The organism is Dyella sp. (genome assembly GCF_036746095.1).
Lineage (GTDB): Bacteria > Pseudomonadota > Gammaproteobacteria > Xanthomonadales > Rhodanobacteraceae > Dyella_B.
In genome coordinates this window covers 67,926-83,003 of record NZ_DAIOEU010000014.1, presented here as the reverse complement: position 1 = coordinate 83,003, position 15,078 = coordinate 67,926, and the positions used below count along the sequence as shown (strand labels likewise).

At 58.7% G+C, this 15,078-nt stretch carries 8 protein-coding genes; 7 read left to right on the top strand and 1 reads right to left on the bottom strand.

The features are described from left to right. From V7M64_RS08740 to V7M64_RS08725, 4 genes are all read left to right on the top strand, one after another. Positions 1 to 326 (top strand): hypothetical protein (locus tag V7M64_RS08740; protein ID WP_333678619.1); only part of this gene is annotated, 326 nt, incomplete at its 5' end. 147 nt (positions 327 to 473) lie between these two features. Beyond that, positions 474 to 6,488 (top strand): ATP-binding protein, encoded by a 6,015-nt coding sequence (locus tag V7M64_RS08735; protein WP_333678617.1) that lies wholly within the window; start codon positions 474 to 476, stop codon positions 6,486 to 6,488. Positions 6,489 to 6,752: 264 nt separating this feature from the next. Further along, positions 6,753 to 7,268, top strand: coding sequence for a hypothetical protein (locus V7M64_RS08730; RefSeq protein ID WP_333678615.1), 516 nt, complete (start codon positions 6,753 to 6,755; stop codon positions 7,266 to 7,268). Between the two features lie 25 nt (positions 7,269 to 7,293). Next, the gene (locus V7M64_RS08725) at positions 7,294 to 7,560 is read left to right on the top strand and encodes a hypothetical protein (protein ID WP_333678614.1); all 267 of its coding nucleotides are present in this window, start codon (positions 7,294 to 7,296) and stop codon (positions 7,558 to 7,560) included. A 1,148-nt stretch (positions 7,561 to 8,708) separates the two neighbouring features. On the opposite strand, the gene V7M64_RS08720 is transcribed toward V7M64_RS08725, so the two are convergent. Continuing rightward, a complete protein-coding gene (locus tag V7M64_RS08720; protein WP_027489456.1) occupies positions 8,709 to 11,702 on the bottom strand; it encodes a Tn3 family transposase in 2,994 nt (997 codons plus the stop codon). Positions 11,703 to 11,999: 297 nt separating this feature from the next. Between V7M64_RS08720 and V7M64_RS08715 the strand changes: the two genes are divergently transcribed. The 3 genes from V7M64_RS08715 to V7M64_RS08705 are packed head-to-tail and all read left to right on the top strand — an operon-like array spanning position 12,000 to position 15,063. Continuing rightward, a complete protein-coding gene (locus V7M64_RS08715; protein WP_027492554.1) occupies positions 12,000 to 13,862 on the top strand; it encodes an FTR1 family protein in 1,863 nt (620 codons plus the stop codon). Further along, a complete protein-coding gene (locus V7M64_RS08710; RefSeq protein ID WP_027489457.1) occupies positions 13,859 to 14,482 on the top strand; it encodes a cation transporter in 624 nt (207 codons plus the stop codon). Before V7M64_RS08715 ends, V7M64_RS08710 begins: the two co-directional genes overlap by 4 nt. Continuing rightward, positions 14,479 to 15,063, top strand: a complete 585-nt coding sequence (locus V7M64_RS08705; protein WP_008216069.1) for a phosphatase PAP2 family protein — start codon at positions 14,479 to 14,481, stop codon at positions 15,061 to 15,063. Before V7M64_RS08710 ends, V7M64_RS08705 begins: the two co-directional genes overlap by 4 nt. The last annotated feature ends 15 nt before the right edge of the window (positions 15,064 to 15,078 follow it).

The following is a 15,078-nucleotide window of genomic DNA, read 5'->3' as shown; positions in this document are numbered from 1 at the left end:
CCTGGAACACACGGTCAAGCACACCACTCTTGGACCAGCGATTCATCCGCGTATATCGACCCGATAGCGATCTAGATATCGCAATTGAGCTTGACCTTTCAGCAACAGGCAGTGTCGATAAAAGTGGCGGACTGCTTACTTGGTCTTTGGTGGAGAAATGTTGGGCAGAGGAAATCCATCAGCTCGTTGGGCTTACCATTGACCTCAATCAATATTTAAAAGATTTCAGTTTATCCGACATTCCCCAAAACGTTAGGAGATCGAACATTCTTGTCTTTGCAAACGGGCGGTATATCGAGCAGGGCGATGGCCGGCTAAACCCCTGAGAGTGCGACAAGTACCCATATCAATGGTCGAGGAGTGTATCGACTAGAATTTGCTTGAAAGCCTGCGCTCCGAAAAGAATGTGATTGGCAAGCGGCCAATAAAGTCTGGCCAAAACTAGTCTGCCGATATTCCAAAACAAGGTATCTATGTCTTCAAAAAAGGTCGCTCCCGGTGAGGGAGAGCGTCGAGCCCAGCGAGGGTATGGACGGCAGTACGACTCTGCCGCCGCAGCCATCTACGCCGCGTTGGACAGGGCTGACTTGCTCTGGGTTGGCTTGGCAGATCGGTCAGCCGGCATCGCGGATGATGTCGTTCTTGGATTTGCGGATCGCATTGTTGGCTACCAGTTCAAAACGTCACAGTTTCCAGGCAAATTCACCCTTAGCACTCTACTCATGGGGGCCAACGGTCTATGGCATCCGCTAGCTGATGCATGGCGGGCGTTAAAACGCGACAATCCAGGTTGCGTCGTCAATATTCACTTGGTGACGAATGATTTTCCCGCTACTGATGATTCACTGGACAAATCTTCCGTAGGGCATAGTGCAGCTTTTCTCCTTGAGTGGGAGCAGCATCGCGATCGGACGTTGAGCGAGTGGTGCGCCGGGCCGTGGCAAGCATTTTTCGATGAGCTATTGCAAGCCTCTGGGTTAGAGGAAGAGGCGTTCGCCGAATTTTTTCGAGGATTTCATCTGACCTGCGGATCGAGCGCAGATCTTTTTCAACTGCACCGACTTTCCCCTGAAGGCGCTAGGCTTGCGATCGAGATTTCGAAAGTGCTCCCCCGGTTAGTGGCTGATCCGCGGGACAAAGATCGATGGAGCAAGTCTGAGTTGCTCGACGAGCTCAATTGGCGTGACAGCACCAGGACGAGACATCATCATTCCTTTCCCATCGGTGCTTACGTACAACGAAATGCGATCACCGAGCATTCGCTTCGCGAAGCCATCCGTAACGCCTTAAGCGGGTATGTGGCGCTGGTCGGCCCACCGGGCGCAGGTAAATCCACGCTACTACAGCACTCCCTAGCAACAGAAGCTGGGTTACTGGTCGTGCGTTATCTGGCCTACATTCCAGGTAACGGCCAAGGGTTAGGGCGCGGCGAGGCAGACGACTTTCTTGATGATGTCGCCGCTCAGTTAAAGGACAGTGGACTATTGGGACTGCGTTACCACAACGAAACCTTATCGGAGCGGCGTGAGCATTTTGCCAAACTCATCAAGGAAGCAGGGCGGCGCTATAAGGAAGACAAACTCCGAACGCTCATTGTAGTTGACGGACTCGATCACGTTCCGCGTGAAGAGCGCCCCGATCGTTCATTATTGGCGGAATTGCCACTCCCCGAGGCCATTCCCGAAGGAGTGCTGTTTGTTCTGGGCACGCAGCGTCTCGATCTCACCGACTTGAAACCCGCTGTTCGCAGCCAAGCCAGCGCGACCGGTCGCCAAGTCGAGGTGGCTCCCCTTGCTCGAGAGTCTGTCCATCGGATGGCTGACCAGATGGAATTGGATGACTCCATTGCGCACGATCAAGTTTTCGATCTTTCGCGTGGACACCCATTGGTGACGCGATACATCATCGAAGCACTCCGAAGCGCCAATGCGAACGAGCAAGCAAATATCCTTGCCGGCTCCATAAAATTCGAAGGCGACATTGAAGCCATCTACGAATCGGCGTGGCGAGGCATCGCGAACGACCATGAAGCGAATAACGTCTTGGGCTATCTTGCAAGGGCAGAGGGGCCTGTGCCTTTGCCTTTGTTAGCCACGATTGTTTCCGAGGAAGCAATTGAACGGACACTCATCTCTACCAGACATTTGCTTATTAAGAGCTCGAAAGGCTGGAGTGTTTTTCACAACAGCTTTCGCCTTTTCATTTTGGGAAAGCCGCGCCTTCGGCTTGGCGACATTGATCACACGTATTCAACGCAGATCTATCGCCAATTGGCGACCCTCGCTCGCAATGCACCAACTGATACCCCGCAACGCTGGTTAGAGCTTCGGTATTTGGCGCGCGCCGGTGATGCGGATGATGTTTTGCGACTTGCCCAGCCCAAGCGGTTTCGAGAACAACTGGCTCAAGGGCGCAGAGTCAGTGATATACAAGGTGATATCCGGCTGGCTTATGCCGCATCGTTGACGAAATATGACACATCTGCTGTTCTGCGCTTACTTCTTTCCGAGGACGAAATTGGTCGTCGCACAACCACATTAGAAGGTGCTACGGAGCTACCGGAAGCCTTACTGGCAACGGGTGACATTGATGCCGCTGAAGCGCTGGCTGAGGAGTACGGTCACTATGGTTATGAGATCGTTGATGCATTCCTGGAGAGAGGATCCTTCAGCCGAGCGAGGGAGTTGTTCGAAAAATTAGAGCCGCTGCAACAGCTACTGACAGGTCGTATGGACGCGCAAAGACTGCGCGACAACTCATGCAAGCTGTTTGGGTGGGTCCGACGCGCCGTTCATTTTAGGGATATTGAATCAATTAATAAGGCGATTCAGCGATTAGCCGCTGCCACCGTCACCGCTAGCCATCTCCCCCAGGAAGAACAGGAGGCTGAAAAGCACGAGCTGACTCATAATCTGAGTTACGCCGCAACCTTGGCCATTGTAGCGTCCCGCCCCGAAGCGGACATTCGAGAGGTTGCTGAACAACTAAAGGTACCTGAGGACCGAATGCTCCCCCTGTTCGCAGAGGCTGGTCTATCGGCACACGCCACCGCTGCTACGGAACGTACGCTCGCCTTGCTGCGTTCACTCATTGTCGACGTTCACTTTCTGGAATTGCCCAATGCGTGGCGCCGCAGCATGGCATGGAGCATGGTGCTCGTCGGTGAGTGGGAAACGGCGCATAGAATTTTTGATGGGCTTGTACCACCCGCGATATCCATGCTCGACAAAGAGACTGCCGAGGATGCGCCTGAGTATTTAACACAAGCGATCATCAAGCATGCCAGGTTGGCCACAGTTCTCGAGCGTCCATTCGGGGAGGCCACCCAATCTGAGCACGCAGTCTTGCGCCCCCTTCAGATTCATGCCATTGCTGCGGGCAAGCTTCTCGGAAGATTGCACGCGAGTCATCCTCGTGCACAAGGGGAAGTACATCGCGCCACCCAAACGGCCCTCGCATACTTATCGCAAGTTCGTGCCCGGGGCGGCGACGATTTCTTTGCTGTGCGCCGCGTGGTGATGGCTGCACCGGTACTAGGGCGCGCCTTTATTAAGGCCGCGGCGCTTTGTGGTAAGCAAGAATTTCAGGATGTATTAGGGGCATTCGATCGCGCTTTTGTCACTGCGGATGAACAGAGCGGGATACGTCCTAACTTACGGCGACACGTTGCTCTTGCGGTCTACGCAGCAACCGGTGACACCGTTGAGGCCTCAAGTCGACTGGAGTCGTTGCTTGCCTATCAGGACCACACACCAAGCTCGCAGGTGAATGGCTTGGCCGAACTGGCGACTGCTTTTGCAACGGTTGGTGACGAGACACGTGCGCGTGAACTTCTCAACGAAGTGCCGCACGCCACGCTCGGTTATGCGCTCGCACCCAAGAAAGACCCACAGTACGCCACGTGGATAGAGCTGTTGATACGCGCTAACGATCTGGACCCGGCACGCCGTAGCGAGCGTGTCGCATTGCTGATGCAGCAAATAGGCGGCATGGCCAAAACGGAGGGAAGTTCGGCCGCGCATCGCATGACCCACTCCATGATGGTTCAGGCAGCAATGCATGATGCAGGCGCCGGACTCGCCGTCGCCACAGCACTGATGAATGACGGCATGACCGGATGGCCTAACGCCGTTGACGCAATCCTCATAGGTATCGTCAAACGCCGCCCGGATTTTGCATTGGGTTGCGCGATGGCTTGGATGTCGTTATCGCTACCTTTCTACGTGGAACCGTACTATCGAGAAAGCCAGTCTGGGGAATTTGTAGATGTTGCCATGAGCCAGGTGCCTGAGAACGACCTGGCAGCCTTGGTGAATAGACTTCAAGAGACCATCGAAACAGATAGCCTGTTCGCATTGCGTGGCCTTCTTATGGAGAAGTTACACCAGGCTGCACTCGAGCGAGGGTATGTGGCGCCCGACTTGGCCAACGCCATGCACCGATGGTCCACCGAAGCACCATTCGAGCGCGATACCGGAACGTCGGCAAAATACGACGAGATCAAGGATTTTGCTTCGCTCAAGGCCGCATTCGAAGAAGAAGGGTTTGACAAGCTCAAATTCGAAGCGGAAAGCGCCTTTAACCGACTGGCTCGATCAACGACTTTTGAGGATGCTCGCGACGTATTCGAACGAGCATCGGTGTTGAAAACTGATTCACGGTCGAGATTTCTGCTCGTAGATATGGCGATTGATGCGGGCGATCGCGATTACGCGCAGAAGCTTGTTGCCGAATACAAGGTGAAGGACGACCGATCCGCGACCTGGGCGCCATGGATGGGGGGAGGGGCCCTTCGATACTTTCGGGCACGTGTCCAATTGGAAGGAGAAAAGGCGCGTACGCTGGCTTACGAACACTTCGTTGGCGCTCTTGCCGCTGGCCGCGAATTCATTATGGCGGTTTTGATGGAAATTGAAGACATTTTGCCGGTATTGGATTCATCACCAGATTGGATCGCGGCATGGGACTTGTTGGCCGAACAACTTAGCACCACACGCGAGCATGCCTTGGGAAGACACTTTACGTTTGATGGCACCCAGTCGACCGACGAAGAAGCCATCGCGCGGCTGTTTCAGGAGGCGGCAAGAACACCGATCGCTGAACTTCAGCGGCATGCCCAGCTCGGCGCAGTGCGGCTTGCATCAATACCGTCATTGCGGGGTATTGTCGCGCGATTGGTCCAATTGCTTTTGGACGGGGAGGGGGACGAACCGGTCGAAGCCTTGCAGATCCTATCGCGGAGCGACCACGATACCGCGCCAGGCCCCTTGCGCGAACGGGTTCACGCTTTGGTCGACCATGCAGATTTTGCCGTTGCAGAAACGGCATCAGCCCTTTTGGAACAATGGGGAACACCTGCATCAAGGGCGCGAACAACACTTCCTGCGTTTTATTCGCTTGCTCTTGAAGGGGGCGATGAAAGCTACGAAAAGTCTGCCCTGGCCGATGACGAATCAGGTGCCATGCGTATATTGGATACCCGAGGCTGGACCTCGATGTTTCCAGACTTGGTCAACGCACTAGCCCAAGGTTCGATCACACCAACGCAAATACGGCTCCGTTGCGCAATGCTCATCGAACAATGGGGTGGCCTCACAGCCTTTGGTCAGGCTGGTACCGAACGGTTGCTGGCCACGTTACGGCGGCTGCAAATGAAAATGACCTATCGCCGACCGCACATCATGGCAGCGTTGAGAGGGCTGCGCTACGTGGCGGCTGAACTTCGTTCGGCAGGCATCCTCACGGAGCGAGACGTGCCACTCCTCCAACACCTGATGGGGTGCCCGGTTTCCACGGCGTCCCCGATAGCGCCCGAATGCCGGCCGACTTTCTTGACACGGCCCGCTCTAGATAAGAAGAGTTGGATGGACAAGGAGGTTGGCGAGCAATGGCTGCGTGATGCGGAAGGTGATCTACGTTCCCCTACGCCTCCCGCTGGGCGCGTCTTGGCTGAAATTTCACAGTTTTGGATACGCAAAGCGCGCCAAGCGGACTATAACGTGGGACGGTTCCGTGCGCCCTTTTTAAACCTTCTCAAAGTGGCAGACTTTGAGGATGCGGTTCAATTGCTGCCAAGAGCCGTCTGGCTTGGCAACGCCGTTGATCTGACGAACGAGGCGGCACCCACGATTGTGCGCCGTTTGTCTTACAGCTGGGGCTGGGATATCCCGCAGTATCACTTGATCCTATGCTCTCATTGGTTGAAAACGTTGCAATGGTCGATCCATACGGATCGCTGCTGGACTTATGTCAATCGCGCCGGGAATATCGTCGCGCAAGTGATTTGGTGGCGGGACGGTGGCCCGATTGATATAGACGATAGCGTTAGCTGGGGAGAAGGTGTTTATTTTCACGTTACCTCGCAGGGACTTGCCGAGATTCAATCCGCGTGTGGTGATCTCACGATTTCGAACGTGATTACCCGAACGTATAGGTATGCCCACGACGAGACCGGTAGGCAAACGAAGAGTGTGATGAACCAGACCTAGGTCTTGCCTAGTCGTTCCTTCGGCTCGACGCAGCCAGCGGGCAAATGCTTGCCAACTTGCTGCGACTATATGTAAGCAGATGCTCGATCGGTGTCGAGGCGGCAATTCCACGCCGGTTGGTAGTGACAGAACTTGTGACTTTTTAAAGACGTGTGGATTGATACGTAGTCCACGTTATTCCCTGACCTACATGTCCCAATGGCATGGCTCCCACGTGCATCCCCAGATACCATACGGCGCATTTACTGCTGGAGAAAAATGTCTATGGCGGACGTCCCCGTCGACCTCTTCCGATCCTGCAAATCCTCCCGCTGGAAAGGCAACAATGCGGCAAAGAAGAGCGAGAGCTTCATCAACGCAGAAGGCCAGGGTAGCCTGTTCCCCGATTATGTCGGCTTCGCGCGCAAGGATGGCTCCGTACGGGCGCCCGACGTCACGACGTTCACTGACGGGGAGGGCACGATCTGGGTGCGCGGCGTTGAAGACCGGGACGATCGCGACCGACCGTTTGTCAGCTGGAAAGAGGGCGTGTCCGTCAGCACCGAGCCGGGCGGGTTCGGTTATGCGGGTTGGTTCTACTTTCTCATACCTGAGGGCACGCCCATTCCCAGCTCGCTGGACGTCAAGCACACACCTACGCGTACCGATCGGGGGCATCATTCGATCCGCTGCCGCAACCTGATGCGCCGCGACGCGTACGAAGGTGCGCTCGGCAACCTGACTCGCGCAGCGCTGGCCAAAGCCGTCGAGCTTCGCAAACAGTCCTTCCGTCACTCCTGATACAGCAATCAAACGAGGAATATGCATGCGATCCATCAGCGAACGAGACTTGGCCGTGGTGATCCCGTTGCTGGCTCTCAAAATCCGCGACCTCGAGCAGGAACTGAGCGAGATCGAAGCGCGCACGGACGCGGAGGTCGAGGACCGAATGCAGATCCAGGAAATGCTGGAGCAGTACGACGGCATCCTAGAGACTCTACGTGACGAATACGAGCAAGGTCTGGCCGAGGGGATCAACTTGCCAAGCTACGACGAACTGACGGCTCGTATCTTCGTAGCGAAAGGGTCGTAGCTTTGGTAACTCAATCCCCGGCCGGGACATCTGTAATTGCGCATAATGTATATTATGTCAAATTAAATTCGCGGCCTACGGACGGCTGGCACACGGCTTGCTGCATGGATTTTTTTTCCGAACGCATGGAGCCGCTTTGTGTCACGGAAACGCCATCGCCTGAACTGGACCTACGACGACGCCCGCCAAGAGTTTCGCCCCCCCCTGCGGGCGCGTCATCACCCTGCAAGAAATCGCCTGCGCACTCTACGACCACAGCGAAACTTGCAGAATCGACTTTAAAGGACCCTGGACCGGTTGGCGCATGCGCGGCGACCGGCTCATCCCACCAGGTACGGCCAACGCGCTCAAGCCTGAACCACCCGAGCGTTCCTGCGTTGGATCAACGCGGCTGAAACGGAACACCTTGAACGCAGCGCATATCCGTCAGAAAACCGCGGCCGGACGAAACCTGTAGCCAGACGCCCGACGACATACACGAATCACCGGGACGGACCACATGGGCAAAGGTGTACCCAGGAACACAACGAGCCGGCTGACCATAAGCCCCCATGCCCTGTCTATACGCGTTGCCGCTCCTAATCACCAAATAGCCCGCTTCACACAACTCACCGGCAGCGAGCGGCACGAGCACGGTAGAAGACGGTGCCGGCTGGACGGGTGGCTCAACAAACAAATGTTCCCGCACGGGCGGCGGTGAAGACCGAGCGCCATCCGCCGCATGCACAAGCATGTACCGATACATGGGAATGGTAGCCAGGGAGCAGAGCAGCGCCACCAAGTAATACACCCAATCGGGCACAGAAGACTTTCGAGCCATGGTATCCCTCCCCTTGTCCACCGCGAGCATAAAGGCTGGCAGACGACAGATGCCAGCGCTAGACGCGGCTGCATCATGCACGCAGACGACAGATCAAAAAGCGGGTTTAGCGGGAAAGGGTTGGCCAGGGGATCGGAACGGACTAACCATGCACGTGCCAGGAGGCACGTGTGACCAGGAGGCACGTGTGAAAGGTAAGCGGCCATACCGACAGCAAAAGAGCGTATCCGGGGTTTGGGGAGCAATGGAACGAAAAACCGGGATAAGGTCTATTTATCCATAGAAACCATATAGATAGCCAAACACCCCTCCGGGGGCACTCATCCTCTCAATCGCCTTCCCTATCGTTGGGATCTCGTAGCGGGCGTAGTTCTCCGCGGGCCACTGCCTCGGGCACGGCAAAGGAATATCGGCCGTGCATGTTGATGTGGTCATGGCTGAGCGGCGACAGCCGTGCGACGTCCTCATCCCGTACGGGAAAACCGTCTTGACGCAACTGATCCAGTGCCGCCTCCATGTAGATGGTGTTCCACAAGACGACGATGTTGAGCACCAGGCCCAGCGCGCCCAGCTGGTCCTCCTGACCCTCCTGATAGCGTTGCCGGAGTTCGCCGCGTTTTCCGTGAAAAATGGCGCGCGCCACACTGTGACGCCCCTCGCCACGGTTGAGTTGGGTCAACGTGCTACGCCGCTTCGCCTCATCGTCAATATAGGTCAGTGTGTGCAGGGTCTTTTCAATCCGTCCGAACTCAGCCAAGGCCTGGGCCAGACGGGTTGGACGGTCGCCGATCTGCAAGGTTCGCATGATGCCGTTGGCTGGTACACGACCCAGTTTCAGCGAGCCCACCAGCCGCAGGATGTCGTCCCACTGCTCCTCGATCAATGGCAGTTTCACCCGCTGGCGGGCAACGGCATTGAGGTCGCCGTAGTCGGCCTCGGGATCGATGCGCCAGAATCGCGTGCCGCCGACGTCCGCCAATCGGGGACAGAACCGGTACCCCAGCAGCCTGAACAACCCGAACACCACGTCGCTGTATGCGCCGGTGTCGGTCATGATCTGCGTCGGCTGCAATTCGGTGGGCTGTTCGAGCACCACGCCCAGCAAGATCAAGCTGTCGCGCAGCGTGCCCGGCACGGTGATGTGGTTGAGACCGCTGAACTGGTCGGAGATCAGGTTGTACCAGGTCACGCCGCGTTCCCGACCGAAATACTTCGGATTGGCGGCCGCATGCACAGTGCGCACGGGCACGACGAAACGCATCCCGTCGGCTGACGCCACGTCGCCACCACCCCACTGATGGGCCAGAATCGACCGGTTCTGAGCCGCCACCAGGATGGCATTGGCCGCAACCAGGGTGTCGTTGCGGAGGTAATTCTGGTCGACCCACGACAGACGCGATCGTTTCAGTGCAGCGATGTCGGCACGAACGAGGGGTTCGAAGCCCGTGTTGCTCGCCTCAGCCAGCAATACGGCACAGAGGCTGATCGGAAGCTCCGCAGCACGAGCAGACCGCTCGGTGAGATGGGTGAAGGCATCGGTGAAACCGGTACGGGCCGCAATCTCCAGCAATACCTCTTCAATGTCCACGCGTGGCAAACGCTCATTAACCGCAGCGCGCAAGGCCAGCAAAGACGCTGGTTCTTCGAGCTTGTCGAGGGAGCTGACGACCAGGTCGTTCTCGCCTTCGAACCGCACCGCAGGATTGTCCGGAAGTCGGGACGCTACCGCGCGGTAGGTCTCATCGAGTTCTTTGGTGATCGCGACGAGTGCCGACGAGGGCGTTGGAGACAAGCTGAGCGTGCGGCAGATGATGGGGCGCGCAGTCTCCCATTCGTTGCCGCTCAACAGCCCTGCGCGCGGGTCGGCATACTTCCAACTGGGGGCGACGAACACGTCGCGCCGGCGTAACGACGTATGCAATTCGTCGAGCACGCAGAAAGTGTAGGCCCGATGATCGATGCTGTCGTCGTCGCGAATCGCGTAGCGCTGCCAGCGTTTGCGAATGACATCACGCGGGACGTCGTCGTCGGCCTTGAATCGCCCGGGATGCGAGCGAAGCCATTCATAGGCGGCGACCACAGCCTCGCCTGCGGGACTCGCGCCGAAACGCAGATTCTCCAGCACAAAGGGGAGAAAGCGCCGGATGCGCCGATAGCGTTCGCTCAGCTCGCTGTAAAACACGTCGTCGGGCGGTCGTACCAGGTTGCTCACTTCCTGGAGCGCCTGGGCGAGGACGTCGCGCGGCACCTTGGCGAACAAGGCTTTGCGTAGTTTCTTGTCCGGGAGCGTGCTGTCCAGCACCACTTGGCAAGCATCGGCCAGCAGCGTGGCCGCACGATCCAGGTCTTTCAGCGTGCGCAAGCGTGTTTTCCGATCCTCCTTGCGCGCTGTGGAAAAAACATCCCGCAGCAGCATTTCAAGAACTTCGACGGCGTCATCATGCGCGGTGGCTTCCAGGCAATGCACAAACGCTACGAGAGTGGCAAGGCGGCGAACGTCGGGCAAGCGGCTCACGGCGCTGGCTTTGGCGGCTCCCGCAAAGCGAGCCAGTGCCATGACGCGACTGGCCGGAAGGTGTGACACCCTGGGCAGGTCGATGCCGAGCTCACGAACCTCCCGTAGTCGCATCAGCGTTTGAATGAGTGCCGGTCCGCTGACGCGCGTGGGGCCCGATCGCAGCTGATCCAGCAGCGAGTAGCGGCTGCCGGCTGGCACGATCAACAACTGTTCGAGGCGTTCGCGCTGCCTGTCCAAGAGACGGGTTCCCAGACGCCGCCAAAGATGCTCTTCGACGCGGGCTTTCACGCGAGCGACAAATCGTTCGAGTGTGCTGCGCCCGGGAAGCAGTACCTTGTGCGTCAACAGCCATGTCATGGCTCGCTCGAACAGGACGCTGGGCCGCTCCGTTCCCGTCCAGCAGAGTGCGTACAGCCAGCGACCCAATCGAAAGCCGATAGGCGGTTCGGTGATTTCGACGAAGCCGTATTGACGACAGATATCGCGCTGATGATCCCACCGGAGTTCACCTGTCCGGTAGTCGTCGAGGGAGGGATCCGTGTCCGTAATATCCAGCTGCCTGGCAACGGTGGATAACACCAGCGCAGGGAGATCCAGCGGATCGTCCAGAAATGTTCCCAAGTAGCGCAGCGTCGTCAGCTGCAATGCGATGCCCAAACGATTCGCATGACCGCGCTTGCGCGCGATGTAGGTGCGATCTGCATCGTCGAGATGGAAGTAGCGTGCCAGTTCGTCGCTGGACGGGTTGCCGTTGTACCGGCCGTAATTGTCGCGTTGTCCCTCGGTAACGTAGCTGACCGGCATCAAGGTTTCCTTCTGCGGAGAGTTGGGTAGAAGGTTCCATCACTGAAAATCAAGCCTTTCGCCCATCACGCCTTGGAGCTGGCGAGGTGGGATCGCCTTCAACCATGTTTCTTGGGTTCTGCCGGGAGGCATTGCATTGGCGGTTTCGCCAAGGTCGAGTACGATACATGAATGATAACGACTCGTATTCGCAGCATATTGCGCAACCTCTCCGTGGCCGCCCTTCTGCTTTGGGCACTCCCACTCCCGCGGGCGCATGCTCAAGACGTCAGTTCAACCGTGCCGCAGACATGGCAGATGATCGACTATCTGGCCACGGATTACGCCGGCGCGGTCAAGAACGGAGCGGTGCTCAGCGCGTCTGAATACGCCGAGATGCGGGAGTTCACAGCCACCGTGCATCGCCGCCTTCAGGCGTTGCCGCCGACGCCCGGTACACCCGCGTTGTTGTCCCAGGCCGACCAGCTCATCGCTTCAGTGGATGCGAAGGCCTCGCCAGCGCAGGTGGCGATCGAGGCACATGCCCTGGCCGATGCCTTGCTGAAGGCATACCCGATACCCACCGCGCCGGCCCAAGCGCCCGATCTGACGCAGGGCGCAACGCTGTACCAGAACCAGTGCGCCATGTGTCACGGCGCCACCGGGCATGGCGATGGTCCCGTGGGGCTGCAGCTCAATCCGCGACCGGTGGACTTCACTGACCAGGCGCGTGCGGACCAGCGCAGCCCGCTGTCCCTGTACGAAGTGATCAGCCACGGTGTCGAGGGAACGCCGATGGCCAGTTACTCGTCCCGGCTGTCGTCGGACGAGCGATGGGCACTCGCGTACTACGTGGGGTCGCTAGCCTATACCCGCGAAGCCACGACCGGTGCGACCCTCTGGCAGCACGATACGGCCGCGCGTGCGCAGATCGCGGACCTGAAGGAGTTGTCGCAAGCACGCGTGTCGCAACTGGCTCCTGCACTGGGTGCCGAACATGCCCGCGCGATCATCGGTTACCTGCGTGCGCATCCGCAGGCGATGCAACAGGCGTTGACGGGGCTTCCGCTTGCGCGGGGGCGACTTGCTGCAAGCCTGGCGGCCTATCGTGCCGGCGACGCCAAGGAAGCCACACAACTGGCATTGTCGGCCTATCTCGATGGCGTCGAACCCATCGAACCCCAGCTCAACGCACGCGATGGCGCGCTACGCGCCCGCATCGAAACGGCCATGGGCGCCTATCGCACAGCGGTGTCGGGCAAGGCCGCGCTGCCGGCGGTGACCCAGCAGGCCCACGCCGTGGATGTCCTGCTTGCGCAGGCGCAGGAGGTCACGGCGGATGCGGCGGGCGATCCGGCCGCCACGTTCCTCGGCGCCTTCACGATTCTGGTTCGCGAGGGTCTGGAAGCCTTGCTGGTGGTCGTCGCCTTGCTGGCCTTCCTGCGCAAGGCAGATCGACGCGTGGAAGTGCGTTACGTGCATGCCGGCTGGATTCTTGCCTTGGTGGCCGGCGGGATCACCTGGGCACTGGCCAGCTATGCCATCTCGATCAGTGGCGCCGGTCGCGAACTAACCGAGGGCCTGTCTTCGCTGTTCGCCGCCGTGGTGCTGCTCAGTGTCGGCTTGTGGATGCACCAAAAGAGTATTGGTGGACGCTGGCAGGCCTACCTGAAGGAAAAGATGGCCGCGGCACTCGACCGACGTTCGGCGTGGTTCCTGTTCGGCCTCGCCTTCATTTCGGTGTATCGGGAAGTGTTCGAGACGATCCTGTTCTACGCCGCGCTCTGGAACGACGGCCAGGAAGTCTGGCTGCTGGGCGGCATTGCGGCCGGCGCGGTGACCTTGGGACTGATCGCCTGGCTCCTGCTGCGCACCAGTCGGCGTCTGCCCATCGGCAAGTTCTTCGCGGCGAGTTCGATCCTGATCGCCGTGCTGGCCGTCGTTCTCGCGGGTAAGGGCATCGCCGCGTTGCAGGAAGCTGGCTGGGTGTCGGTGACGGTCGCCCCGGTGCCGCACATTGAACTGCTCGGCATCTATCCGACCTGGCAGACGCTGCTCGCACAAATCGCCGTGGTCCTGATGCTGAGTGCGGGTTTCATGTTCAATATGCTTCGTGGCCGTAGCGCTCCCGACGCATTGCCCGCATCCACCACTACACGCCCGGAAGAGGATCGCGCATGAGCGACTGCGGTTGCCACGCCGAAGCCGCCAGCGAGGCGGAACGCCGCATCCTGCGCATCGCGCTCGGTCTCAATGCCACCATGTTCGTGGTCGGTGTCGTGGCCGGCCTGATCGCCCAATCGATGGGCCTGGTCGCTGATTCGCTGGATATGCTGGGCGATGCCTGCGCCTACGGCATCGCCTTGCTGGCGTGGACACGCAGCGCCTATTTCAAGGCGTCGGCCGCGCACTGGAATGGAACCTTGCTGGTGGTTCTTGGCGTCGGCGTACTGGTGGGGGTGCTCTGGCGTCTGGTGACCGGTAGCCACCCGGAAGGCCTATGGATGATGAGCGTTGCCTTCGTTTCCTTGATCGTGAATGCCACGGTGCTGAGGCTCTTGGCGCGATTTCGTCACGGTGAAGTGCATCTGCGCGCCATCTGGATATGCACGCGGGCCGACGTCATCGCCAATCTGGCGGTGATCGTGTCCGGTGTGCTGGTGCTTCTTCTGCACAGCGCCGTGCCTGATCTGGTGATCGGTACGGCCATCGCCTGCTACGTGCTGAAGGAGGCGTTGGGCATTCTGCGCGAAGCGAAGGACGCACGGATCGCCGCCATTGCACCGAACGGCAAGCCATGACGTCGCCGATCTCGGGATTTGGCTCGATGGTTTACGCCGTTGACCTTCGACTGTTCAACGCCATTCATTCGCCGGTGCCACCGTCGCCAGCGATGCTTCATGTGGCGCGCGTCCTGGCCGATGGACCGTTGATCCTGACAGCTCTCCTTCTTGGGTGGATGCTGATGGTTCCTCGCCAGTCGATGCGCTTGATCGCCCTGAAAGCATCGGGTGCCGCCGCTGCAGCATTGCTCGCGAACCTGATCATCGGCTTGGTTTGGGATCGCGCACGTCCCTTTGTCGCTGGAGTCGGTCAAGCATGGGTGTCTCATGCGGCGACCGGCAGCTTTCCCAGCGACCATCTGACTGTGCAATGGGTGGTGGCCGGCATACTGTTGCTGAATCAATGCAGCCGGCCTTGGGGCATCGGGATCGCACTGCTCGGCCTGCCGATGGCCTGGGCACGGATCTACTTGGGCGTGCACTACCCCGGCGATATGCTGGGAGCCCTCGGGATGGGCGGACTGGCCATGCTCAGTGGCTGGCTGTGGTTTCGCCGGTCCGTGACATCAGCCATCGCGCCATTGCCATCTCAGGGATAAGGTTTCGCCCCGCTG